Origin of the sequence: Shewanella sp. ISTPL2 (assembly GCF_013283205.1) — a bacterium.
GTDB lineage: Bacteria > Pseudomonadota > Gammaproteobacteria > Enterobacterales > Shewanellaceae > Shewanella > Shewanella oncorhynchi.
In genome coordinates, this window is record NZ_JAAPAV010000001.1 from 1,789,369 (window position 1) to 1,815,180 (window position 25,812).

20 protein-coding genes are annotated in these 25,812 nt (G+C 45.9%); 7 read left to right on the forward strand and 13 right to left on the reverse strand.

The window, feature by feature from the left end:
- The first annotated feature begins 159 nt into the window (after positions 1-159).
- The 3 genes from HUB64_RS08030 to HUB64_RS08040 are packed head-to-tail and all read left to right on the forward strand — an operon-like array spanning position 160 to position 4,206.
- Complete coding sequence (locus HUB64_RS08030) at positions 160-1,722, forward strand: OmpA family protein (RefSeq protein ID WP_173496762.1); 1,563 nt, start codon at positions 160-162, stop codon at positions 1,720-1,722.
- A gap of 22 nt (positions 1,723-1,744) precedes the next feature.
- Positions 1,745-3,355 carry a hypothetical protein gene (locus HUB64_RS08035; protein WP_173496763.1) on the forward strand — a complete coding sequence of 537 codons (1,611 nt, stop codon included), beginning with the start codon at positions 1,745-1,747 and terminating at the stop codon, positions 3,353-3,355.
- A gap of 5 nt (positions 3,356-3,360) precedes the next feature.
- On the forward strand, positions 3,361-4,206 hold the full coding sequence (locus HUB64_RS08040; RefSeq protein ID WP_173496764.1) for a hypothetical protein: 846 nt from the start codon (positions 3,361-3,363) through the stop codon (positions 4,204-4,206).
- A gap of 144 nt (positions 4,207-4,350) precedes the next feature.
- Here the strand turns inward: HUB64_RS08040 and putA are convergent, their stop codons facing one another.
- The 4 genes from putA to HUB64_RS08060 form a co-directional block, all read right to left on the reverse strand.
- The gene (gene putA / locus HUB64_RS08045; protein ID WP_173496765.1) at positions 4,351-7,545 is read right to left on the reverse strand and encodes a bifunctional proline dehydrogenase/L-glutamate gamma-semialdehyde dehydrogenase PutA; all 3,195 of its coding nucleotides are present in this window, start codon (positions 7,543-7,545) and stop codon (positions 4,351-4,353) included.
- A 257-nt stretch (positions 7,546-7,802) separates the two neighbouring features.
- The gene (locus tag HUB64_RS08050; RefSeq protein WP_173248552.1) at positions 7,803-8,354 is read right to left on the reverse strand and encodes a TIGR04211 family SH3 domain-containing protein; all 552 of its coding nucleotides are present in this window, start codon (positions 8,352-8,354) and stop codon (positions 7,803-7,805) included.
- Between the two features lie 224 nt (positions 8,355-8,578).
- A complete protein-coding gene (locus HUB64_RS08055) occupies positions 8,579-9,868 on the reverse strand; it encodes an inorganic phosphate transporter (protein ID WP_113939029.1) in 1,290 nt (429 codons plus the stop codon).
- Between the two features lie 26 nt (positions 9,869-9,894).
- A complete protein-coding gene (locus tag HUB64_RS08060; protein ID WP_105251552.1) occupies positions 9,895-10,575 on the reverse strand; it encodes a TIGR00153 family protein in 681 nt (226 codons plus the stop codon).
- 231 nt (positions 10,576-10,806) lie between these two features.
- On the opposite strand from HUB64_RS08060, the gene HUB64_RS08065 reads away from it, so the two are divergent.
- Positions 10,807-12,303: an inorganic triphosphatase gene (locus tag HUB64_RS08065; protein WP_173496766.1), complete on the forward strand. Its 1,497-nt coding sequence runs from the start codon at positions 10,807-10,809 to the stop codon at positions 12,301-12,303.
- A gap of 83 nt (positions 12,304-12,386) precedes the next feature.
- Here HUB64_RS08065 and HUB64_RS08070 read toward each other — a convergent pair whose 3' ends face one another.
- The 8 genes from HUB64_RS08070 to HUB64_RS08105 form a co-directional block, all read right to left on the reverse strand.
- Positions 12,387-13,211, reverse strand: a complete 825-nt coding sequence (locus HUB64_RS08070; RefSeq protein WP_105253058.1) for an ion transporter — start codon at positions 13,209-13,211, stop codon at positions 12,387-12,389.
- 155 nt (positions 13,212-13,366) lie between these two features.
- Positions 13,367-13,696, reverse strand: a complete 330-nt coding sequence (locus tag HUB64_RS08075; RefSeq protein WP_028761837.1) for a hypothetical protein — start codon at positions 13,694-13,696, stop codon at positions 13,367-13,369.
- A 101-nt stretch (positions 13,697-13,797) separates the two neighbouring features.
- On the reverse strand, positions 13,798-14,451 hold the full coding sequence (locus HUB64_RS08080) for a hypothetical protein (protein WP_173496767.1): 654 nt from the start codon (positions 14,449-14,451) through the stop codon (positions 13,798-13,800).
- Positions 14,452-14,614: 163 nt separating this feature from the next.
- Complete coding sequence (locus HUB64_RS08085) at positions 14,615-15,304, reverse strand: PspA/IM30 family protein (RefSeq protein WP_028761835.1); 690 nt, start codon at positions 15,302-15,304, stop codon at positions 14,615-14,617.
- Positions 15,305-15,315: 11 nt separating this feature from the next.
- Positions 15,316-15,729: a YjfI family protein gene (locus HUB64_RS08090; RefSeq protein WP_105251554.1), complete on the reverse strand. Its 414-nt coding sequence runs from the start codon at positions 15,727-15,729 to the stop codon at positions 15,316-15,318.
- Between the two features lie 78 nt (positions 15,730-15,807).
- Entirely contained in the window at positions 15,808-17,532 is a 1,725-nt protein-coding gene (locus HUB64_RS08095; protein ID WP_173496768.1) for a polyamine aminopropyltransferase, read from the reverse strand.
- 4 nt (positions 17,533-17,536) lie between these two features.
- Entirely contained in the window at positions 17,537-18,436 is a 900-nt protein-coding gene (locus HUB64_RS08100) for a DUF350 domain-containing protein (RefSeq protein ID WP_113939026.1), read from the reverse strand.
- A gap of 13 nt (positions 18,437-18,449) precedes the next feature.
- Positions 18,450-19,421, reverse strand: coding sequence for a hypothetical protein (locus HUB64_RS08105; protein WP_105251557.1), 972 nt, complete (start codon positions 19,419-19,421; stop codon positions 18,450-18,452).
- 238 nt (positions 19,422-19,659) lie between these two features.
- Here HUB64_RS08105 and glnE point away from each other — a divergent pair, with 238 nt between their 5' ends.
- Together glnE and HUB64_RS08115 are read left to right on the forward strand one after the other, a co-directional pair.
- Positions 19,660-22,515: a bifunctional [glutamate--ammonia ligase]-adenylyl-L-tyrosine phosphorylase/[glutamate--ammonia-ligase] adenylyltransferase gene (gene glnE, locus HUB64_RS08110; RefSeq protein ID WP_173496769.1), complete on the forward strand. Its 2,856-nt coding sequence runs from the start codon at positions 19,660-19,662 to the stop codon at positions 22,513-22,515.
- 104 nt (positions 22,516-22,619) lie between these two features.
- Positions 22,620-23,591: a diguanylate cyclase gene (locus tag HUB64_RS08115; RefSeq protein ID WP_173496770.1), complete on the forward strand. Its 972-nt coding sequence runs from the start codon at positions 22,620-22,622 to the stop codon at positions 23,589-23,591.
- Between the two features lie 77 nt (positions 23,592-23,668).
- Here HUB64_RS08115 and HUB64_RS08120 read toward each other — a convergent pair whose 3' ends face one another.
- The gene (locus tag HUB64_RS08120) at positions 23,669-24,628 is read right to left on the reverse strand and encodes a sodium-dependent bicarbonate transport family permease (protein WP_173242947.1); all 960 of its coding nucleotides are present in this window, start codon (positions 24,626-24,628) and stop codon (positions 23,669-23,671) included.
- A gap of 138 nt (positions 24,629-24,766) precedes the next feature.
- Here HUB64_RS08120 and HUB64_RS08125 point away from each other — a divergent pair, with 138 nt between their 5' ends.
- Positions 24,767-25,765 carry a LysR family transcriptional regulator gene (locus HUB64_RS08125; RefSeq protein WP_173242949.1) on the forward strand — a complete coding sequence of 333 codons (999 nt, stop codon included), beginning with the start codon at positions 24,767-24,769 and terminating at the stop codon, positions 25,763-25,765.
- The last annotated feature ends 47 nt before the right edge of the window (positions 25,766-25,812 follow it).

The window sequence follows — 25,812 nt, forward strand, 5'->3', positions numbered from 1 at the left end:
TCGATATAAAGTTGCTCACAAATTTCAGTCTTAATTAATATTTTGGTTACATCAGTATCAACTTTAGATTGACTTTTTAGGGCTAATTCCTTCTAATCCTTAACTTAATTTATTGCATCTAAAATTCAATTTTGAATTTTTAAAAAGTTAGGGATGACTATGAAGTCAAATTTGAAATCCATATCGCTCGCAGTTGCTGGCGTATTAGCGCTTAGCAGTTGTGCCATCACTCAATCTGTTGAAGATAATAAAGAAACTGTTATTGGTTGTGCTATTGGTACTGGTTTGGGTGTATTGATTGGGAATTATTTAGGTGGTAATGAAGGTATGCTTTATGGCGGTGCCGCTGGTGCTGCGATTGGTTGTACCGTTGGTTATGATTTTCAGCAAAAACGCGAAGCATTAGAACAGTTAGCGAAAACAGAAAATCTTGATATTCAATTTACTTCAATCAGCGCTTCAAAAGCATCAGATGAACAACAAAGTAGCTTACTGATCAGTTCAACCGAACAAACCATGTCGAAGGAAGATTCAGAAAAGTACGCTAATTATCAAGTTGTGGGTATGGCTGCGACAGTTTCGAGTAATAGTGAAGTGATGTTTGCTTCTGGAGCTTCAGAGGCGACGCCACAAGCTAAGCAAAAGTTTCAAAAACTCGCCGCTATCTATAAAGACTCTAAACAAAACATTTTGATTACAGGTCATACAGATGCCAGTGGTGCTGAATCGTTAAATCAAGAGCTTAGCGAAGCTAGATCGCGTTATGTGGCAACCCTCTTTAATCAAGCTGGCATTCCGACTGAGCGATTATTCTTCCAAGGTGCAGGGGAGTCACAGCCTGTTGCAGCTAATAGTGATGACGCTGGCAAAGCAAAAAATCGTCGAGTAGAAATTATTGAAATTGACGGTAAACCGGATCAATTACTTGCTTATTCATACAAACAGAAGGCAAATTTGAGTTATTTATCCCGCCGATCGCAGGATAAAGTGGCAGCAGCCAAGCCTACTAATCAAGTGGAAAAGCAGCCTACAACTCAGCCAACTAAACCGAGCACTTCTCGCCTTGAACCAGCTCAAATACAAATGACGGAGTCGGAAATCGTCAAGTTACTTGAGCCAGTGAAACTGCAAAAAGCCTTGATAGATTTTGGTGGTAAGAAAATGCTCGACCCATCGACAAACTTTGCCCAGTTAGTTGGCGCTAAAAAAGAGAGCGGTTTTGCATTATTTAGCAAGGCGTATGCATCTGAAGTCTCTAGCCTAAATTGCGCCGTTGAGGGACCGAGAGTCACGGGGGACGTGAAGAGTTTAGCCACAGGTGAGAGCTATAATCGTAAGGATTACAACACAGCAGATTATTTACCGGGTATGAATGGTACTGCTTGGGGTTATAAAGTGAATGGCCATTATATTGGTTTGACCCCTGTTGCTGTGATTAAGGACAGTGGCACTGCTGTTTCTGCGCCTAAAGTGAATATTTGGCAGAATTACAAAGGTTCAAGTAAAGATGATCCAAATTATCAGCTTACGAGCCATGTAGAGACTTATTATGGTGATAAAGGCTTGTTATATCGAGTTTTTACAACGGAAAAAGACTCTCCTGTGCGCTGTATGGATGTGGTGATGCCAATCGATCGTTCAGCGACCGCGATTGCTGGCAAGTTGTACTACGAGAAGAATAAAACGGTTTATGAAGCCGATTTTGAACCCAAATTGTTATAAGCAATGTGCTTAGGAGCGGTAAATGGATTTTGTGTCTATGTTATTTAATGAGTATCGCACGTTAGTGTCGCTGTTACTTTCGTTGATGGTATTAGTGGTCATTATTACGGTTTGGTGGGATAAGGTCAGTTTCTGGTGGCTTAATACATGGTATGCCTTTCCGATAATCGGTAAGGAGAGTCGCTTAGCGAAAGATTATGAAACCCAAGTTAAGATTTACGATAAGGATTGGTTGAATACTGAAGTCGCACTGTGTACTGATTTTGCCGCTCATTATGAGAAAGTGAATAAGGACGAGGAGCTTTTCAGTAAAAGCCAAGACTATTTAGGTAAAGTGACCGAAAATGGTCGTAACAACTTACATATTTTGGGGTGGATATTGATTGCCGCTTTAGTGTTTGTTGAAGCAATGGGATTTAGTTACGTTCTTTCAGGTTTCACGATTCCCGGAGCATCGGAAAAACTACAGCAGCAAGGTGCTGTGGGTATCGCCTTCATCATCTCGGTTTTACTGGTAGGTTTAACTCACTTTACTGGACATGAGCTGCATGCTAACTCGCTCATTAAAAAGGCCAAGGTCTGGTGGAAGAATGCTAAAAACCGCGACAAATCGACGCCAGAACTGGCACCTAATACTCGCATTAATTTAGATAAAACCTTTGAGGATGATAATGAGCCTCAATATAAGCAACTTATTAATCGGATCTCTACTAACGCAGAGGTTAAGCCCCGTTATTTCATTACTACGGTTACAGCTATTGCGATCCTAGTGATTGCAGTATTGGCAACCTATGTGCGTGGTCAAGTGCTTGAAAAAATGCACATTGATGAAGTTAATATTCAGCAAACGAGTGGATTGTATCAAGAACAAGACCCCTATGCTGAAGCACCTCCAGCACTCTTACTCGATGAGTCTAAAAGTGCAGGTGATAAAGCAAAGGATGACGTGTGGGATCGTGAACAGAAAGGCGGTTGGGGAACTTTTATTTTTCTTGCTTTCTTATTCATCCTATTACAGATTTTCGGTATTTTGATTGGTTTTAAAACCGGATTTGCTGGCAAACATTCTAAAGATGCGCGCAAAGAAATTGGCAACTTTAAAAGTGAGCGTGAGTTTAAGACGCATTATTCTCGTTTAAAGCAGCAAGTCGCGCGCGTGGCCCAGAAGCGCCTAACTAACTTGCAGCAAAGAATGAATCAAAAAGCCGAAACTAATTGCCAAGATCCTAAGGTGCTAGAGGTGTTAGAGGCCTGTGGTGAGCGTTCATTCCTGACGTATATGGAAGATTTAGGTAATGCCGAAAATCGATATGATCAATCTGTACGTTTACGTGAGCATCAAACATTAGCCAGCCATCAGGCGATGAAAAATGCCGCTGTGGTGGCAACGTCTCATGTTGTTGAGGTAGAAACTTCCGAAGCACCAGAGGCGATGGAAGCAAGATTGAAAGCCGAGCTTGTTGCTGAAGCTAATGCTAAAAAGGCTGTAGAGGCCGAAACGCCAGAACAAGCTGAACAACGTATTCGACAAGAGCTGCTTGCTGAAATAACTCAGCAAAAAAAGGTTGTTGAAACGGAAGAACAGATGCGCGATCGTTTACGCAAAGAGATACTTGGAGAGTTAAGTTCATGACAGGAATGACAAAGCTTGCTAAGTTGGTGGTTACTGGCTTGTTTGGCACTTTAGCTATTTCTATGTGTTTGCCTGCGATGGCCGCTGAGAGAAATGATATTAAAAGTTGCTACGAGTTTGCCAAAATTGATCCACTAACAGCAAAGACAGTTTCTGGCCGACATTTGTTTGTGGCGATCGATGGTACTTTTTCTCCGGACATAAATATTAAACAGTTAGTTCATGAGAAAGTGCATCTCTTCCTACAAGCTGGGGATAAAATCACCATCATTAGCTTTAGTGCTTATGTAAAAGATTTTTATACCGATGTTTTGTTTAGTGGCAGGCTGGATACTGATATTGCTGACAGGGATGACGTATCGAAGAAAAATCTAATGGCTTTTGATAATTGCATGAACAAGCAGGCTCAGTTCGTTAGAAGTAAAATTGATGCCCATATAAAACATGCTTTTAAACCTAATGATGTGGATTTGCCTAAAACTGAAATCCTCAGTAATTTATCTCAGGTTATTGCGCCGCAAGTGGCTGCCGATACCGAAGGACGCCGAGTATTGTTACTTGTGTCCGATATGGTTGAAAATTCAGATGTGACCAGCTTTTACAGTAAAAATACCTTAAAAGTTATCGAACCTGAGCAAGAAATGCTAAAAATACAAAAAGCGAACATGTTGAGTGATTTTAAGCAGGCAGATATTTACGTATTAGGTGCGGGTTGGGTTCCTGCTACATCAAAAGGATTTAGAGGCGGTCAAGTAATGTTGCCGTTGAAACAGTTTTGGCAACAGTATTTTGAGTCCTCCCATGCTGAACTTAAAGGTTTTGGTCAACCCGTATTAATGACGGATATGTAATGACTGGGATTTTAATTAAGTTGTCACGTCATAGATAAGTACCGTTTTAGACTCTAATAAAAAAGCCAGACTCAGTCTGGCTTTTTTATTGTTATCGCGATGGCTAAAGATGCATAGCGATATTCTAAAGCAAGTTCAGTGTACTTATTCTTCGCTATCACCCAGTGATAACAATGTCGCATTACCACCAATGGCGGTGATGTTGTTGGTGCGAGTCTTTTCAGTCACAAAACGGGTTAAGTAGTGTGGGCCACCGGCTTTAGGGCCTGTGCCTGACAGACCTTGACCGCCAAAAGGTTGTACGCCCACTACAGCGCCGATTTGGTTACGGTTGATGTAGACGTTACCGACATTCACTTTATCTGCAACTTCAAGGGCATGGCCTTCGTTACGGCTGTGGATACCTAAGGTTAAACCAAAGCCTGTGCTGTTGATCTCATCGATCACTTGGCTCAGTTCGGCTGCCTTGTAGCGGATAATGTGCAGGATTGGGCCAAAATGTTCTTTTTCGAGCACTTTGATTGAGTCGATTTCTACTGCAGTTGGCGACACGAAGTGACCGTTCTCAGTGCCAGCAGGCAGCGGCATTTGCTTAATCAGCTTACCGACTTGCTTGATATGATCGATATGCGCATCTAAGTTGGCTTTGGCGGTGGCGTCAATCACTGGGCCTACGTCGGTTTTGATTGAACTCGGGTTGCCAATCACCAATTCATCCATGGCGCCTTGCAGGACTTCGATCACGCGATCTGCGATGTCTTCCTGTAGGAAGAGTACACGCAGCGCCGAGCAGCGTTGGCCTGCACTGGTGAATGACGATGAAACCACATCGTTAACCACTTGCTCAGGTTGAGAGGTAGAGTCCACTACCATGGCATTTTGGCCGCCCGTTTCGGCGATTAATGGAATAATCGCACCATCACGGTTGGCTAGCGTGCGGTTAATCAGTTTTGCCGTGCCAGTTGAACCGGTAAAGCACACGCCACCGATACGTTCATCGGCCGTAATTGCGCTACCCACAGTCGCACCAGTGCCTGGTAGGAATTGCAGCACCTCGACAGGAATACCCGCTTGATGAGCGAGTTGCACCGCACGGTAACCAATAATTGAGGTTTGCTCCGCGGGTTTTGCGATAACTGTGTTACCCGCCGCTAATGCCGCCGACACTTGACCTAAGAAGATCGCCAGTGGGAAGTTCCATGGGCTGATACACACGAACACACCGCGGCCTTGGAGGAACAGTTCGTTCAGTTCACCCGTTGGGCCTGGAAGCAGTTCAGGTTTTGCCATCATCTTCTTGGCTTGTACTGCGTAGTAACGACAGAAATCAACGGCTTCACGTACTTCGTCGATACCGTCTTGAATGCTCTTGCCCGCTTCACGGGTGCACAGGGCGATCAATTCTTCGCGGTTTTCTTCTAATAAATCGGCTAACTTTTGTAGTGCAGAGGCACGGGTTTCCACTGGTGTGCGTGCCCAAGAGGCAAATGCTGCTTCAGCAGACGCGACTGCTGCTTCGATTGCAGCTTTGTCGGCGAAGGCGACTTGACCTACGGTTTGGGTAGTGTCGTATGGGCTAACAACCGTTTTATGTTCGCCAGTTAAGGTTTTACCGTTAACCAGAGGGCCCGCTTGCCATTGGGTATTTTTAAACTGTTCTAGTGCCGCGAAAAATGGCTCAGATTCGGAAATGATGTTCATATTGAGTCCCTTGGAATTTTTGCGTTCGCTACCGAAAATATCGGCAGGTAAAACGATTCTGTTGTTAGCCAGGGTTTTATAGCCCGTCAGTGTTGTTAGCGGATGTACCACTAATGACTCGATGGGGGTTTTAGGATCCACCAGTTTGTGGACGAACGAAGTATTCGCGCCGTTTTCCAGCAGACGACGGACTAAATAGGGCAGTAGATCTTTATGGGCACCGATGGGGGCATAAATACGTACCGCTTTAGCACCGGCTTCAGCCAGAATCGTGTCGTACAGCTCTTGTCCCATGCCGTGTAAGCGTTGGAACTCATGGTTACGATCGCCCGCCATATCGGAAATTGCCGCAACGGTTTGCGCATTGTGGCTAGCAAATTGTGGGTAGATAGCACCGCGAGTCGCATCCGATAACAAGTAACGGGCGCAGGCGAGGTAAGAAACGTCAGTACCGGCTTTGCGAGTGTAGAGTGGATAAGCGGCTTCGCCAGCTTGTTGCGCCCACTTAAGTTCGCTATCCCAATAGGCACCTTTTACCAGACGCACTGGGATTTCATCCCCTTGATCTTTCGCTAGACGCGTTAACCAAACCAGTACGGGCAGGGCACGCTTAGAGTAGGCTTGTACGACTATGCCGAGTAATCCCCAGCCTTTAGTTGCTTCAGCATTAAACAGTTTTTGGAACAGTTTTAGTGATAACTCGAGGCGATCGACTTCTTCAGCATCGATAGATATACCGATATTTAAGCCACGTGCCAGTTTAATCAGACGAATCACTGTGTCGTACAGTTCAGTCAAGACGCGGTCTTCATTGGCCACTTCGTAACGTGGGTGCAATGCCGATAGCTTGATGGAGATTGTTGGGCGCGGTGATTCATTTTCGTTATAGCTTTGAGCACCGAGCTCAGTAATCGCATTGGCATAATCGGTATAGTATTTCTCGGCATCTTTGCGAGTTAACGCCGCTTCGCCCAGCATGTCGTAGGAATGGGTATAACCTAACTTACGTTTGTCTTCACTGTTCTTTAGGGCTTCTTTCATGTTGCGGCCCAGTACGAACTGCTTACCCATGATCTTCATTGCTGCCATCATGGCTTGACGGATCACGGGTTCACCGAGGCGATTCACTAAGCGGCTCAGCAAGTTACTTGGGGTACCATCGAGTTTTTTATCAAGTTTAACGATTTTACCTGTGAGCATTAAGCCCCAGGTCGATGCGTTAACCAGCACTGAGTCACTCTTGCTCATGTGCTCATCCCACTTAGCACCTGAAAGCTTATCTTCAATCAATGCATCGGCAGTGGCCGCATCGGGAATTCGCAGTAAAGCTTCGGCTAAACACATCAGGATAATGCCTTCCTGTGTTTCTAAGCTGTACTGTTGCAGGAAGGCATCTATGCCGACCATCAAACCTTTTTTATCGAATTGACGAACCTTATTGACCAGTTCGTGGGCACGACGAGTGACGCGCTCTATGGCTTCATCACTTGAGGGAACTAGTTTGATCAGCTCTGACAAGTATTGTTCTTCATCGACAATGTAGTTGTCGCTGACTGCTTTGAACAGTTCGTCGAGATTGGCAGAATCGTAGCGGCCTGCCAGCACTTCACTCGCTTTGAACATAGTTATCGCTTCCATCTTGGCCGTTATTGGGGCGCTATTGTTGAAACAAATTGGGAGGCGCCAAACGCATTTGATATTTTGTATACAATATGAAGGTTTGCGCGCGCAGATTATACAACCAAAATGTGACGGACAACACTATAGCGTGAAAGATTGTGAAGCTTGTTTGATTAGCTTGTTAATAAGTCGATGTAACGCTTGATTGACAAAAAAGCCAGTGTTTGAAAACACTGGCTTTTGGAAGGTAAATTAAGACTTGTTGTGTGTCAGACTCACATCCAACGTTTTTTATTGCGACGTTGTGGTCTAGGTAAATACACTAAAATAATGCCTAGGATTAAGCCCATGCCTGCGATTAATCCACCTTGGCGCCAAAGTTCAAAACGTTCGTCTTGAGCGGTGCGATCTACCGCATTTTTCAGTTGATCACGTTCTTGAGTCGTTTTAGCTAGGTTGGTTTCTAACTCGCTTAGTTTAGCCTTTAATTCGAGCAGTTCGCCAGCATGATTATCCGTTGAACTTGATACTTCTGCTAACTTAGCTTTGGCCTGTGCGAGTTCAGTGGTTAACACTGGGACTTGCTCACGGAAACTTTGAGTCGAACTGATCAAGTTGGTTTGTACCCAACCTTCACGGCCTTTATGGTCGATTATTTTGGAGTAATCACCTTGAGTTTCGTTGAGCAGTGTCACAGGTTGACCCGCTTCAATTGATCCAACAATTCGAAACTCAGTACCAGGGCCACCTAAAAGATACAGAAACACGTTATCCGAGATGTAGCGGGATTGGCCTTCGGCCAGCAGGTTGGAAGACAGCAAGATCATTCCTACCAGAGTCAGGAGTCTAAACACTTTTGTATTCTCATCAACGAAATAGTCTGCACATGCTAGGGATTTGAGGCCTGTAATGCAAGAGGGAAGTCATAGACTTCCCTCAACTTTACGGCATCCATGCTATGACCATTCCAATTTAATTCAATCTTTCCTACGACCTTCTAGTCCTAGGCGCTAATACTGCTTAATGTCAGCAACACATTTAGCGAGACTTCTTAATTAAAAATACCTTTAATCATATAGAAGAAGATGATTGATAGGCCAGCACCTGCTGGTAGGGTCACAACCCAGGATACGACGATATTACGTACCACACCAATGTTAATCGCTGCGATACCACGGGCCATACCTACACCTAATACCGCACCCACTAAGGTTTGTGTGGTAGAAATAGGTAAACCAGTGCTAGAAGCAATAACTACAGTCGTTGCCGCAGCTAATTCTGCCGCAAAACCACGACTTGGCGTCAAGTGAGTGATGTTTTTTCCGATAGTTTGCATAACGCGCTGACCAAAAATCGCCAGACCCATCACAATACCTACGGCACCCAAAGGTAAAATCCACCAGACTAGAGGTGATTTCGCTGCAATCTCACCACCGCTATTGACGACAGAAACAACCGCCGCTAATGGACCAATCGCATTTGCTACATCGTTTGAACCATGGGCAAAAGCCATACAACAAGCAGTCAAAACCATCAGGATCGCAAACACTTTTTCAACGTTTTTGAACTGGGTTTGACGATCTGCTTTATCACTCATTTGTAAGCGTGAAATGGCGATTTTACCTAAGATACCAACTACAGCAGCAATAGCACCTGCGAGTAGGTAAGACTCGGTAACTGAGAAATGCAGACCAACATGGGATAAGCCTTTCATAATCGTCATTAATGACATGATGAAACCAGCAAATGCCATATAGAAAGGTACGAAACGCTTAGCATTACTCAATGGATCGTCAGTGTTGAAAATGAGTTTTTGAGTGCTTTGGAAGAGGATGAATGCCATAAAGCCCGAAATAGCGGGGGTTACGATCCAAGAGCCTACAATCCCGCCTACTTTATCCCATGAGACTGAATCTGCACCAACACCCACGGCGGCGAAGCCAATAATGGCACCGACGATGGAGTGAGTCGTTGATACCGGCCAGCCAAGAGCCGATGCGACGACAAGCCAAATACCTGCTGCCAACAATGATCCTATCATGCCGTAAACCAGCAATTCAGGAGTTGCAGTGAAATAGCTAGAATCAATAATACCGCTACGAATTGTATTGGTAACTTCGCCCCCAGCTAAAAATGCACCGGAAAACTCAAAGATCATTGCGATAATAATCGCTTGTTTAATTGTAATTGCGTTTGAACCTACAGAGGTTCCCATCGCATTGGCGACGTCATTCGCCCCAATACCCCATGCCATGAGAAAACCAAATGCAGCCGCAATGGCAATAAGCCACGGGCCATTGGTGACTAAGACGTTAGCCACCTCAATACCTGCATCAACCATATTGATACCTTGATAACCTTAATTTGTTAAACGCGAGCCAGCATAAGCTCAAGACGCGAACCGACGCGTTCGGCAAGATCTGCAAGACCACCGACCCATTCAATCGTTTTGTAGAGGAACATCACATCGACAGGATTCAATTCAGATTCCATAGCGAATAACTGACGGCGTAACTGAATTTGTAGATCGTCAGTATCTTCTTCGATGATATCGAGTTCGTTGATCATTTTTGCCACTAAGTCGACTTCACGGCCACGGAAACCTGTTTCTAACAGATCTTCGAGTTCATTAATGACTTGTTTTGCTAGTGCTACCGCATCGATACAGCGTTGTAGATAAGCAATAAATGGGACTTGCATGACCTGAGGGATTAACAGCTGACGGCCGATAACACGACCGGAAATATCTTTGGCTTTGTTGGCTATCTTGTCTTGTTGAGTTAAAAGTTCCAATAAATCTGTACGTTCTACTGGCATAAATAAACCGCTTGGCAGAGTCAGGCGGATTTCACGTTTTAGTGAATCTGCTTGCTTCTCGGCTAAACTAATTTGCTTACGTAATTGAACTGCACTGTCCCAGTTGCCTGTGATAGTGGCTTCGAAAAAGGGGACGAGTAACGATGCGCAATCGTGTACTTTGTCCATGTGCTCTTGAAGAGGCTTAATTGGCGATTTTGCAAACACGCCCAAAATAGAGTTTACTGGCATTGCCGTTTACCTATTTAGATTGTTCCATTATTGGAAAAAGCGGGCGCATGTTAACCTATGCGTCCGCGTATTGAAACTGTGTTTTTTCAGAAAAAACGACAGGTTTATTCTAACGGGTTATATACCAACTGCAAAACCAAATCCTACGGGATTTTTATGACACATTTGTGACATTATGAACTAAAGATGACGCATCGATGAATATTTGATGACAAAGTGAGCGGTTATGCAATGAATGCTGAGATTGAATTAAAACTGTTTTTCCTGCCGATATATCAAGAATCCCTGATAAATAAGTTAGATAGTCTCGATAATGCCGTACCTCAAGGTCAACGTCGTTTGGCGAATGGTTACTTCGACACCCCTGACTTGCAATTACGTCAGTGGGACATGGGATTGCGGGTGCGCGGTTACGATGCGCACCGAGAGCAGACCATAAAAACCGCAGGACAAGTCGTGGGCGGCATTCATTCGCGGCCCGAATACAATGTGACTATCCAATCCGATAGCCCAGATTTAAGTCTATTTCCTACCAGCATTTGGCCCACTGATGCCGATTTAGCGGCAACTCAAGCTCAGTTAACTTGTATATTTCACACCGATTTTCATCGTCGCGCTTGGCATGTTCAGATTGATAACAGCGTGGTCGAAGTGGCGTTAGACATAGGTGAAATCACCGCAAATGGCCAGCAAGAAGCCCTTTGTGAGCTCGAGTTTGAACTCCTCAGTGGCGATACTGAGGTGCTACTTAAGCTAGCGATGCAAGTGGCGAGCGTGGTGCCCGTGCGTTTAGGTAAGGCCAGTAAAGCGCAGCGGGGCTATCGATTGGCGGGCAAGGCTAAGCCGCTCGATTTAAAAGCATTGGAATTTCTGCCACTGGCCGAGTCACACGATTCTTCTTCACAGGATTTAAGTGCAAACTGCCAAATCCTGCTTGAAACCGCCCTTGAGCGCTGGCAATTATTAGAGAGCATGATCGCAGAGGAAAGTGACCCTGAAGCCTGTGTGGCACTATGGTGGCGGATGCGCGCCTGTATTCGTTTGCTGCGAATGACCTTAAATCAGTTCGAATTATTGAATGTGACACTGTCTAGCCAATTTATGCTGATTGAAAAGCAGCTCGATTTTATTGAGCGGGCACAGGCGTTGACCGCCTTGCTTGGTAGCCAAAGAGGCTTATTTGCTAAGCTTGGCCAACATGCCCAAGTTAAAGCGCGACTTCTGGCGCAACTGACAGAGATTAATCTGACGGGACGCTTACTCTCCCTATGGCAACAGACTGAATATGGTCAACTACAGCTGGCTATTGTTGAATTGTTACTAAAGATCAGTGCTGGTGAAGTGGACATCACCCATCAGCCTAGCTTACGCCAGCATGCCGATCGTGCTCAGCAAGCTTCTTGGATGGCGATAATTGAGGTCATGCCACTCAATAGCGTCATGACAGCGGCAAATTATCTACAAGTGGCCACAGTGTTGGATGCGAGCATTCTTGTGGGTCATGCCTACGGCAGTTTATATGAGGCGAAATCACGGGACGCATTTCGTGCACCTTGGCAAGATCTCGCGCTTGGGATTAAAACTTTGGCTTGTTATCGCGCCTTACAGGATGCGAGTCGGGAGTTAGATATCAATTTAGCTGAGTGGCTGGAAGACAAGCAGCAGAGTTTGTTGTTTGCTATGGAATCGACACGCCGTAACGCGATGCAACAGCAGGTCTACTGGTAATATTACTTTTTATCGCTGATAAACGGAAAAGGCTCAATCTAATATAGATTGAGCCTTTTCATTAGTCCGTTTTCGCAACAAAGTCAGCTATTTTTTGTTTCGATAGCCTGCTTAAGTTCCGCAATTTGAGCCAGCATTTGCGCTTGATTTTGTTCTATTTTTTGTTGGTTCTCTTCCATTCTCGCTAAGGCTAATTCAAGCTCTGATTTGATTTCGGCTTTATGCGCATCTTGGCGTTCTTGACGTTCAGATTCATCTGGCGCGACAAATACCGACGCCATATAGCCTGAAATCACACCAAAAAAACTCACACCGCTGACAATAACCACGCCACCTATGATGTGGCCTGCTGTGCTTACAGGATAATAATCGCCGTAGCCGACGGTAGAGATAGTGACTAATGCCCACCAAATCGCTTGCTCAGCGGTCTGGATATTGGCGCCTTCGGTGCCGCTTTCGACAATGAGCATAATGACGGAAGCTAATGTCAGAATCGTCACCATAGCAACCAGTAGACTGGCTAAGGTGGCTTGTTTACGTTGTTTTACCAGTGGGAGCAGCAGTGAGCGACTCATGCGGATCAGGCGTATTACCCGTAGGATTTGAAAAAGCCGTGCCATACGTAGGGCTTCAATCGCCGGAATACTGGCAATAAAATCAATCCAATGGTGTTTAATGAAAAAGCGTTTATCGCGAGCACGGATCAACCCAACAAAGAAGTTGATCATAAAAATCATACAAATACTGGTATCGACAAAGAAGAGTAAGCGGTAGGTTTCGCTATCTAGGCGGCCGAAGGTCATGACAAGTACTATGATCACCGACAGCAAGGACAATAGCATCATCGCCATTTCGAATGGAGAAGGAGTGCCAAGGGTGCGAAGCGACCATGGGGTTTTATCTGTCATGCCAAACATGATCCCTGTTAAGTGCGGCGAATATCACTACTAAAGTAAAAGACTTTAGGCTGTGAGTAAATTGACTGAGTTAATAAAAGGGCTATATATCGATTAATTGCGTCAGCCAATGGTAAGAAGGGTTGGCGCTTGAGATCTGCGTTGCTTTAGGTTTCATCAACAAAGTGGACTAAATCGTCGAGTACACGGCGTTTAATTTCTAGCTGTGAATCGGCACTTAAACCATATTTCTCTGCCAGTTGCACATAGTCATCTGCATTGAGTGACACGGTAAGACGCGGACGCGTTGGCCGTTTCGATACGCTAAGACCTAAAATAGTGCGAATTTGATCAGAAGGGCTAACGCCTGCATCTAATGCGGCTTTACGAATAGAGTATTGAAATTTTTCATCGAGATCGAAGGCAACCTGTGTCGCCTTAGCGGCTTGTTGGTTCTTTAACCATTGCTCGGGCAGAGGGTGTTTGGTTTTACTCATGGCGTATTACCTATTGCTATCAACCGTTTCTAGCGCTTATCTGTGAGATTGTATTGGGATTATTGATAAAGTGCGAGCACGCACTTTATCTTATTTTCGTGTTATTTCGCCGGCCAGTATTCCCGAATATCCGTTAGCGGGCGATATAGGGTCAAGACGACATCGGTATCACCCCCTTCGTAGACTTCCACTTCGACGGCGCAGCTTTCATTGTCATCAAGTAATAAATAGTACTCAAAGGGCTCACCTGTGGCGCCATTGGCATCCTGTGGCGGCTTTTGGCCACGATAATCCTGACGATGGAAATAGCCAAAAGCGGCAAAAGTCACTTGGTGGTATTGTTTTCCAAGCCATTGTTCAAGTTGTTCAGCTAAGTCGGCCGATAATACTTGCGTAGTTAACTCGGCATGACCCGGTTCCTCGAACAGGGCGCTGAATTGCTCGAGATCGAATAATTGCTCCACTTGGGCGCGGGAAACCTTAATCGAAAAGGCGAGATAGGTTTCGTCGTCTTCTTCAATGCTCAAAAAGAGAGTATCGCTACCATGTCCCTTGAGTAACCACTCGGAGTGTTGTTTACGTTCAGACTCGTAAGTATGTACGGCTTCGACTCTTAATTGTTGACCACGGAGTTGTGGTGGCAGGGCAAAACTATCATCGATTGAGATCATGTCGCCGACATCGAGCTGGGACGGGTGATTGAGCTCGCGCTGTGGCGGGGCTTTCTTACCAAAAATACTATTGAAAAATCCCATAGTGACTCCTGCTGACTATGCTCGCGTGCGGCCTCATATTGATTGGCTGCGGATATTCACGGGCAATAGTGGTCATTTTTATTTAATGAGGATGAAACAAAAAATGCCGAGGTCAGTAGGGGGTGATGATCCCACTGAGACTCGGCATTCGGTCAATCATTGCTTAGCTTTTACGTGCTTTGATTCGATCTAGCACTGCATTTGCGTTTGACTTTTGCTCACCAATACCCGCTTCGGCTAGTTTGGCTTGCAACGACTTATCACTGTTTTCATCGGCTAAGGTTTCAGCCGCTTTTAAACGGTCGTCAAATTGTTGCTGACGTGCCTTGATACGTTCTAGTGAATCTTTAGCGTTCAGCAGCTTAGAGTTGCTAGACGCGAACGAGTCAGTAATGGTTGCCGTCGCTTTTTGTACGCTTTCAGTGGTTTTAACCATGCTCAACTGACGTTGATAATCAGACAGTTGGCGTTCGGTTTTCTTCACTAAGTCTTTCAAGCGTGCAGCATGGGCGCTAAAGCTGTCGTTGGCGCTTTGTTGCTCAGACAACTCTTGGTCTAACTGAGCAATCTTTTCAGCAATTTCAATCGCTAAGGCTTCATTACCTTTGTCCAATGCTTGAGTTGCATAACCTTCGTGTTCTGCAATCGAACGTTTCAGACGGTCGATTTCACGGCTGGCTTGCATTTCTTTTGCCATGACATCGGTCAGTTCACGTTTAGCATTGGTTAAATGCTTTTCTGCATCACGGATTTCCTGTTCGAAAATACGGGTTGAGTTTGCGTCAACGATGCTTTGGCCAACTTCGGTGGCACCACCGCGAAACGCTGTTAAAATTTTATTCAGAATGCCCATTTTGTGGCTCCTTATTTCAGATAGTCGACCAATTCATCAATAACTTCTAAACAGTTATCAGATAAAACTGCTAATTCTTGCTCGATTTCGAGCATGCTAGATTGTAGTGATAGCGCACCGTAAACCACGTATTTGTCATCAATTTTTGCAAAAGCTGACAAGGGCATTGGAATGTTGAGCTCTAGCATGGTTTCAAACATTTCACTGCGACGTTCTTGATTTACTTCGTTCTCGCCCCACAGGTAGCTGATGCAAAGTACTTGGTTGTCCGTTACCGATACAAATACCGGGATTTCTTCACGGCCGACCACATTCACTTGCAACACTTCGACTTCACCATCGATTGGATAACAATCAAATTGAAAGCCAGTTTGGCTGTTGTTGCCAAGACTGTTGAGGTGATTGGCAATGGTATGGATATTCATATTTGTCCTTATTGACATATTATGTCTGTGTTCAAAGATAGCACTGAGACATAATATGTCAAGTACTATCTCATCCTATTAAAAAAGATCCAGTCCTTGATTCTCGGACCAATCTTGCAAATGGTAGTGATACAGCTGCAATGAACCCAATTCATTGGGTTTTATGTTGGCGGCATCTTGATAAAAATTGGCTGGAAACTCAAAGGCGCCATCCACTAAACCTAAAGTGAGCCAGTCATCTTTGATGGGCAACACAGTTAACTTCGCTAATCTGTGTTGTGCATCGAGTCCGCCTAAGGTTGCAATACTCCAGCCCCATTCACCAAAACTGGGCACATTATGATGGTACTGCTTGACGTCAAATCCCGCCAATGCCAAGGTTTTTGCTACCGAAATAAAGGCCTTAGGGGCATGGTAAGGCGATGTCGACTGTACAGTCAGAGCGCCATCACTGCTCATAAGTTCCTTTAATTTACGGTAGAAATAGTCCGAATACAGCTTATTAAGATCGGGATGGCTCGGATCAGGCAAGTCTACGATAATCGCATCGTATTTCACGCCTGTGGCAATCAGTTTATCGACACCATTAAATGCATCGTCGTTGATCACTGTGACACGGGGATCATTCAGTGCATTGCCATTGAGCGCCAACATAGCGCGACTGAGACTATCGGGCATATCTGTATCGGGCGATTTAAATAATTGCACTAGGCCCACATCGAGATCGAGCAGCGTGACTTGTTCAGGTTCCCAGCGCAGTACTTGTTTTAGACCGAGTCCATCACCGCCGCCAATGATCAGCACCTTGTTGTGACGGGCACTGGCCGCGAGCGTAGGATGAACGAGAAACGTATGGTAGATGTGCTCGTCTATGCTAGAAAATTGTAAGCGACCATTGATGTATAAAGCATAAACGGGCGGTAGACCGTTACCGCGCAACCGCTCGGTGAAGGTCAGCTGTTGGAAACGTGTCGCCTTGGCGTAAACCACTTTGTCTTTATAGAGCAAATTATTGAATTCTTGCTCCCAGCGTGGGCCGTGGATTGCTAATACGAGTAAGACGCCAGTCACGATAAAATGCCCACTCAAAAGCAGTTTAGGGCGGCGGATTTTAGGCCAGAATCGCCAGATAAACACAAAACCTGCCAATAGATTGAAACTGGCGGTTAAGGCGGCGGCGAGTTGGATATCGATGGCGAGCATAAAGCCAACCCAAATGGCGGCACCTATGCCTGCGCCTATGTAATCAGCTCCGTAAATGGTGCCCGCGTTATGCAGTAAATGCTCGTCGGAAAGGGATTGGCGAACCCTAGCAATCAGCGGGATTTCCATACCAATCATCAGGCCCAATAACACACCCCACACATAGGGTAAGTATTCGCTGAGTTTTTGCAGCGAGCCTATCATGCCACCTTCGGGCAGTTGATCTGGCGGTAAACCTAAGGTATTAGCAATGATCAATGGCAGTTGTTGACCAAAACCAATCACCGCTGCTGTGATTAAAATGGCGAGTGAGCCACAGAGTGCAACTGTGAGTTCTAAAATCACAAAACCGGTAAAGGCATCACGGATCTTACGGGCGGCGAAGGCACCTAGCCCCATGGAGACAATCATTAAGCCTATCATGGTGTAAATGGCGGCTTCTAATGCGCCTAAAATGCGGCCCGCATAGTGGGATAAAAGATATTCGTAGATCAGGCCGCAACCTGCTAATACGGCCATAATGCCCAGTAAGAGAACATCGTCGAACCAACCTAGGCGGCTAGGTTTAGCCGCCGAGGGAGTTAAGCTAATTTCTTGCATTCGATTAAGCCATCAGTGCCGTAAGAATAAGTGCGATAGCGATACTGATCGCCATTTCTACTGCGGCGATACCGATATTGTGTTGTCTTTCCACTTCATCGGCTAAATCGATACGGGCTAATACCAGTTTCTTCACGACGAACAGCAGTAAGGAGAGTGCGATCAGCATAATGACTGAGAACACTAACCAACCGATCACGTTAGTCACATAAGCCGTTGGATTATAAATAATAAAGTGACTGGCGGCATTAAAGCTCAGTGCCATAGCAATCATATAACCCGCGTGGCGTAGCGCTAACGCTGTATGACCTTGGGCTAAGGCTTGCTGCATAGACGAGTCTTGGTTGCGGCTTGCGAAACGGTTTTCACGCCAGCGCGTGAGTAGCACTAACATCAACTGCGAAATCGCAAAGGCGCTGAAGATGGCAATGAAGGTATCGACAGTTAAATCTTCTGCCCACAGCAAGACAGAGCGAATGATAATGGCGGTAGCAATAGCAACGCTGGCATCGACGATAGCGACGGACACATTACCTTTGATGATTTGCTCGTTCTTATCAAACTCATTTAGCGCTATTTTATCGTGGAGAAAACGGCCGAGTTTAATCAGTACTAAACCGAATAAACCATAGCAGCTCATGCCAATCGCTTCGGTAAGATAAGAGTGTGCCGCAGCGCCTGTGATAGCGCCTGTAAGCACTATGCCTAGGGCGGCAACTGCGCCAGCGGTACTAATGCCAAAGGCAAAGTTATCCCGCTCTGCCAGCTCCTTACTGCTATTGACCTTTACACTCCAACCTTGCAAATAACGCATTAGCGTTAGCAAAATCACGGCTATGGTGAGATCGATAGCCAGAATGATGGCTAGCTCTGGTGTGATACCGAAATCCTGAAATAATGTCATTGGAAATCCTTAGTTACTTGCCCCGGCGCACACTGCGGGTCGTGCGATTACTGGAATTGCGGAAACTGCTGTCTTTAGCATAGTTAGATCGAAACTTACTGTTCGAACTCTTGCTCGCACTTGTCGTGCTGGCCTTAGGTGCGCTGGTACTTTCACGGGATAACGCCGTGCCACCAGTTCGCGGCTTAGCATAAGGGCTGTCAAAGCGCTTGCCTTGTGAGTCGAAACGTTTTTTCGTTTGTTCGAAAGTCTTATTTTGCGCATCCGCTTGTTTGGGTGAGGTATAGCGATAACGACCTACGTCATTGTAATAGCTATAACCACGGTTACCCGACCAACGATCGTAGGAAACTGGGCGATTGAAAACATTCGAAAACATCGAATACATGCCATACCAAGCCCAAAACGAAGTGCCGCTTGAGTCGGTTTGCCAGTTGCCGTAAGAGGGATTACCAACTAATTGACTGCCTGGACCAAAATCTTCACCGCCATTGGCTAATGTTGCAGCCTCACGGCTAATCGCATTCACGCGAGCCAGTTTGCCGTCGGACATATCGGCGACCACGTTGACGGGATCAGACAACATATCGTTAAACAGACTGGGATCTGCGGCTTGATAAAGATTTTCCGCTTCGGCCAGCTGTTGATCGAGATCAGCAAAGTTACTCGCCACTTTCGATTCATCTAAACGACGTTTCAGCGAGGTATACATGGGACCTTGGGTGCCAGAATCCTTTGCTAATTCATCGAGTAAGGGTGCTAAATCGGGTTTCTGTTGCTTTAGCAGTGTCGTGTATTGTTTTAAGAGATTAGCGTTACGCAACTGGCCGTCATCGATCATCGTCGTGAGCGTAGCGAGACGTTGCTGTGTGAGTTGTTGATACTTCGCGATTTTATCCGGTCTGTCATCGCCACAACCCGTCAGCGATAGCGAAACGGCTAAAAAAAGTATCGATGTGAGAACACGGGTTAGCATTCCTGCCATGTTTTCTCCAAAAGGTAATGAAATAAAACTCAAATACTTGCAGGCAATAATAATCCTCTTGCCCAATATGCCTGCCGCGCAGGTTATAGTACCCTTAAATGCCACAGATAAAAGTGTAAACCTTTATTTGTGTGTTACATCAGGTAGCTGCAAGTCTCGTCGAACATAACATGATGTGGCGTCAATCTATATCATTTACGACATAATATGTCGATAGCTAAATTTGTTAGGGATTATTATGACCATGCAAAAAGACAGTAATAAGTCATTGTCTATTCTTATTAATCAAACCGCTGAACGCAATTGGCTGCGATTAGAGGAAGCATGGTCCGAAGGACTTGCGCAATTAACGCCTGCTCAGCAGCAAGAACTCAAAACGGTTTTGGGACTCAGTGATTATGTAGCGGCTCAACTATGCCGACATCCCGAGTGGATCGCTATGCTGTTTGCGGGCGAGTTAAGCCTGATTGATCGTAAAAACTTTGATGTTGATTTACATGAAGAACTGGCTAGCACGACCACCGAGGAGATGGCTAAAACCACCCTGCGACGGTTTCGTAACTATCAAATGGTGCGTTTAGCTTGGCGTGACTTTTTAGACTATGCCAGTTTAGAGGAATCCTTGCTTGATCTGTCGGCGCTCGCCGAAGCGTTAGTAATCTGCGCCCGCGATTGGCTCTATAAAGATATGTGCGCTCAATATGGCACGCCGATGGACAAAGAAGGGAATCCGCAACCGCTACTGATTTTAGGTATGGGTAAGTTAGGCGGCCGCGAGCTTAATTTCTCCTCCGATATCGATTTGATTTTCACGTTTCCTGAGCATGGCGAAACCGTCGGCGGTCGTCGCAGTTTAGACAATCAACAATTCTTTATCCGCATGGGGCAAAGGCTAGTGAACTTGCTCGATCAAGTTACCGTCGATGGTTTCGTGTTCCGCGTGGATATGCGTTTGCGTCCCTACGGTGAAAGTGGCCCCTTGGTGGTGAGTTTTAGTGGTCTTGAGGATTATTACCAAGAACAAGGGCGAGACTGGGAGCGTTATGCCATGGTCAAGGCTCGTGCGCTCGGGCCTTGGAACCATTTCTCCGATGAACTACACAGCCTCCTGAGACCCTTTGTGTATCGCCGTTATATTGACTTTTCGGCAATAGAATCCCTGCGGAAAATGAAGCAACTCATCGCGCAAGAAGTGCGGCGCCGTCATTTGACCGACAATATTAAACTCGGTGCAGGCGGTATTCGTGAGGTCGAGTTCGTGGTGCAAAGTTTTCAATTGATCCGTGGCGGCCGTGAGCCTGCGTTGCGTCAGCAGAGTTTATTCGGTGCTATCGATACGCTTTACAGCTTAGGGCAGTTTGAATATTTGGCGGTGGATGAGCTTAAACACAGTTATTTACTGCTGCGCCGGGTTGAGAATCTGCTGCAAGCCATTGACGATAAACAAACCCAAACCTTACCGAATAATCCACTCGATTGGGCGCGATTGTGCCATGTACTCGATATGGCCAATGAGGTTGATTTACGCACTCATATTGAAGCGGCAATGAGCAAAATCCATCGTCATTTTAAAGCCACTGTGGGTGGCGAAGAAGGCGAAGAAAAAGCCGAACATTGGACGGCGCAGCTGTGGAATATGCAAGACCTTGATGATGGCATTACGTTGTTGGCCGAACAGCAAATTGATGATGACAAGCTGTGCCCTATGCTTAGCAGCTGGCGCGAAACAGTGACTAAGCGTTCCATTGGACCACGCGGGCGAGAAACCTTAGATAAATTAATGCCAAGATTATTGGAAGAATTGATTCATCAACAGAGTCCATCGTTAGCTTTTGAGCCCGTGTCTAAGGTGCTGGAGCAAATTTTAACTCGCACCACTTACCTTGAGCTTTTATGTGAAAACCCAGGCGCACGGCAACAGTTAGTGAGCTTGTGCTGCGCCAGTCCTTGGATTGCCGCGCAGTTGGCTAAATTTCCCATGTTGCTCGATGAGCTTATCGATCCGTCGCAGCTTTATGACACGACCTCCATCGACGATTATCCGAGCGAGCTGCGTCAGTACATGATGCGCGTGCCCGAGGATGATATGGAGCAGCAGATGGAAGCGCTGCGACAATTTAAGCTTTCACAACAACTTAAAATCGCCGCCGCCGATGTCACGGGTGTTTTACCCGTGATGCAAGTGAGCGATCACTTAACTTTTTTAGCCGAAGCTATTATCGAACAAGTGGTGATGCAGGCGTGGCAACAGGTTTCAGTGCGCCATGGGGTGCCCGCTCACCTTGAGGGCAGTGACACAGGCTTTGCCGTTGTCGGTTATGGCAAGCTCGGCGGGATTGAATTGGGTTACGGCTCCGATCTCGATTTAGTTTTCTTGTGTGAAAATAAAACAGAGAACGGCCTGACCAATGGTGATCGCCCGATTGAAGTTGGTCATTTTTACCTCAAACTTGCCCAGCGCATTCTGCATTTATTCTCGACTCGCACCACTTCGGGGGAGTTGTATGAAGTGGATATGCGCCTGCGTCCTTCTGGCGCCTCGGGTTTGATGGTCAGTGAGATTGAGCGTTTTGGCGAATACCAAGCTAATGAGGCGTGGACTTGGGAACATCAAGCTTTAGTTCGCTCGCGTTTTGTTTTTGGTGACAATAGCTTAGCGGTTAAATTCAGCCATATTCGCGCTTCAGTATTGGAAAAGCCCCGTGATAAAGCTGAGCTGCAAAAAGCGGTACGTGAGATGCGTCAGAAGATGCGCGATCACTTGCTTAAAGTCAGTGATGGCATGTTTGATTTAAAGCAGAGTCCAGGCGGGATTGCCGATATTGAGTTTATTGCCCAGTACTTAGTGCTGGCTAATGCCCACAAGTATCCAGAGCTAACGATTTGGTCCGACAATGTGCGGATTTTTGGTGTGTTAGCTGAGCTTGAACTTTTGCCAATGATGAGTGCCCAGCATTTAACTCAGACCTATTGCTTACTACGGGATGAAAATCATCGACTTACTCTGCAACAAAAGGCGGGGCAGTTACCAGTGTCAGAGGTAGAAGACCATGCTGAGCGGGTGTTAAACATTTATCGTGCTGTGCTCGAATAGTGCAGTCTTTAAGGGGATTAAGGCTGATACGAATTTCAGCCTTAACACCGCAAGAATACACCATTTAGGCTAGAGTTTAATGAGAGCAGTTCGCTGAGAGTGCCATGCAATTACCTACAATTCCTGAAAACGAGCTGCAACGCTTGGCCACGTTACGGGCACTTAATGTGCTCGACACCGATGCCGAGGAACGTTTCGATCGTATCACTCGGCTCACGCGCAGAATTTTCTCTTTGCCGATTTGTGTTGTGACCTTAGTGGATGCCGAGCGGCAGTGGTTTAAATCTCGTCAAGGACTAGAGGTGACTGAAACACCAAGGGAAATTTCATTTTGTGGCCATGCGATCAATCAAGACGATATTTTTATCGTAAACGACGCCCTCAAAGATCCGCGCTTTAGTGACAATCCACTGGTGACCGAGCAGCCGCATATTCGCTTCTACGCTGGCTATCCCCTCACCATTCACGAGCAATATCGGGTGGGTACTTTGTGTTTAATCGGTACTGAACCGCGGGATTTTACGGCTGAAGACATTGAAACCTTAACGGATTTAGGACAAATGGTAGAGGCTGAATTACTCTCTATCGCGCAAAATACCTTAGATCCCTTGACGGCTATTTCGAATCGACGTGGTTTTGAATTACTGGCCCATCAGTCACTGGCGAGTTGTCGACGTACCGAATCTGAGGCGGCCTTAGTATTCTTCGATCTCGACTTTTTTAAGGAAGTGAATGACAGCTTTGGTCATCGCAAGGGCGATCAGGTGTTATATGATTTTGCCCATATCTTAATGACTGCTTTTAGGGAGTCGGATGTGATCGCAAGGCTTGGCGGCGATGAGTTTGTGGTGCTGCTAAGTTTTGTGCATAGAGATACAGTCAATCGGGTCATCGAGCGTTTTAAGCAGTTACTTGAGCAGTATAATCAACAGCATCCTAAGCAACATAGATTGGCGACCAGCATAGGTATCGCCCATTGGACACCAAATTCAGATATGAGCTTAGAGGATCTGTTAGATTCCGCTGATAAAGCCATGTATCAGGATAAAGCCACACATCACAGTGATGCATCTTAAATTGTTTACGCTTATGCCAATGAAAAGGGAGACAATAATGTCTCCCTTTTCATTGGACATTATTCGGCGAAGAAGTACTAAGCTGTAATGAGCGTTACCCAATGTTGATATAAGGGTAAGCCAATTAGCACGTTAACCGGAAATGTGATCCCGAGTGAGGCTAGCATAGCCAGACCTATATTGGCTTCGGGGATTGCGGCACGAATGGCCGCAGGCGCTGCGATATAAGATGCGCTGGCACTTAATGCCGCTAACACTAAAATGCTGCCTGAAGGTAAGTCCAACCAAACGCCTACACCAATACCACACCAAGCCAATACAAAGGGCGCTACGGCGGCAAACACTAATAAGCGCCATTGTTTAAGTGGTAGCGGCAAACACACTTTGGCCGTTACTAAGCCCATTTCCAGTAAAAATAATGCCAGTAAGGTTTTGAACCCGCCTAGTAGCACAGGTGTAAGCGGCGTAAGTCCCGTTGGGCCGTAAAGCCAACCTATCACCACACCGCCAAGGAGTAATACAACGCCGCGGCTGGTTAAGGCTTCGTGCAACACGCTTGATTGAGTTTCATTTTTGGGTGATGTTTCAATTGCTTTTTTGGCACTTAAGTATCTGTGTAACCAGAGCATTACGACAATAGCAGGTAGTTCCAGCAGCACGAGATACAGGGTCGTTTCTGGCCTTAAGATCAGTCCAGATTTTTCAACCATAGCCATCACCACCGCAAAGGTTCCCGCACTGACGGAGCCGTAATGGGCGGCAATACTAATGGCATCGGTATGGCCAATGCGAACCAGCCGAGTTAGTACAGGGTATAAGGCCAAGGGGATAATCAAACCTAAGGCAACAACCGCTAACAGCTCAGTGATTACTAAGTTTTGGGTGTGACCGTGGAGCGCCATTCCGCCCTTTAAGCCTAAAGTGAGCATTAACAGTATGGATAGGGTTTCGTAGATCGCGGGGGGGACTTTAAGATCTGACTTCACTAGGCCAGCTAACAGGCCTAAGGCGAAAAATGCAATGACAATATCGGGCATGGGTATCTCATTAAGTTTGACTTTTAAGCGGTGCAAAACGCGCTTGTTTGTCGAGTGATCCTGATGGCTGGTGATTTTGGACCTAATTAGTTATATTGAAAAATAAATTGTTTACCACCTAGGTATAGATAATTGTCTATGGATAAGCGTTCGTCATCGACTCAGCTTAAATTGCGGCATTTGAGTTTTCGGTTACTGCAGGTGTATGTGCAAGTGGTGCGGTTAGGTAATATTTCCGCAGCGGCGAGGGCATTGCATTTAACTCAACCCACAGTGTCATTACAGCTTAAAAAACTGGCCGATGTGTTGGGCGAGCCATTACTCGAGAGTCGTGATGGTCGCATGTTACCGACCTTGATTGGTAATGAGTTGTACCGCGCAGCCTGCGATACCTTGAGTCGTTTTGAGGATTTCGATGCTTTTATGCAGCAGGCTAAAGGTGGCAGTGTCGGTCACATTAATATCGGTATTGTCACTACCGCAAAATACGTGTTACCACGGATTTTAGGGGCATTTTATCGGCAGTTTCCACAGGTTAAAGTGACCTTAAACATTGGTAACCGTGCCCATGTATTAGGCAGATTTGAACGTCAAGAAGATGATTTATACCTGTTCAGTCATCCTCCAAGTGGCGATAACGTGTTATCTGCACGCATCATCAAAAATCCGCTGCAACTGATTGCACCAAAGGAGCATTGGGCAGTGGGTCGTGAACAAGTGAATTTTAACGAGCTTAAAAATGAGCGTTTTATCGTTCGCGAACCGGGATCAGCCACCCGCTTAATGTTCGAGTCTTGGTGCAGCGGCCAAGGCATCACGCTCGGTGACACTATGCAAATCGAGAGTAATGAGGCGATACGCTTGAGTGTCGCGTCGGGCTTAGGTTTGTCGGTGATTTCGGCGCATACCTTGCAAGAAGGGCGCGAAAAACCTGCAATTCTAACTGTTACGGGGTTTCCGCTCGAAAGTAACTGGTATCTAGTTGGCCGTAAAGATCGCCGTTTGCCCTATGCCGCCATGCAACTAGTGGACTTTATGGCGGCGCATTTGGTCGAGTGTATCGAGCCAGAATGGGTTGCCACTGATATCAGTGAACTGGCTATGCACTTTAATCATGCACCGCAAACTCGATCCTAGCACTCTTGAGTCTCGCTTGTATTATGGAATGCTTTATTAAACTAGAT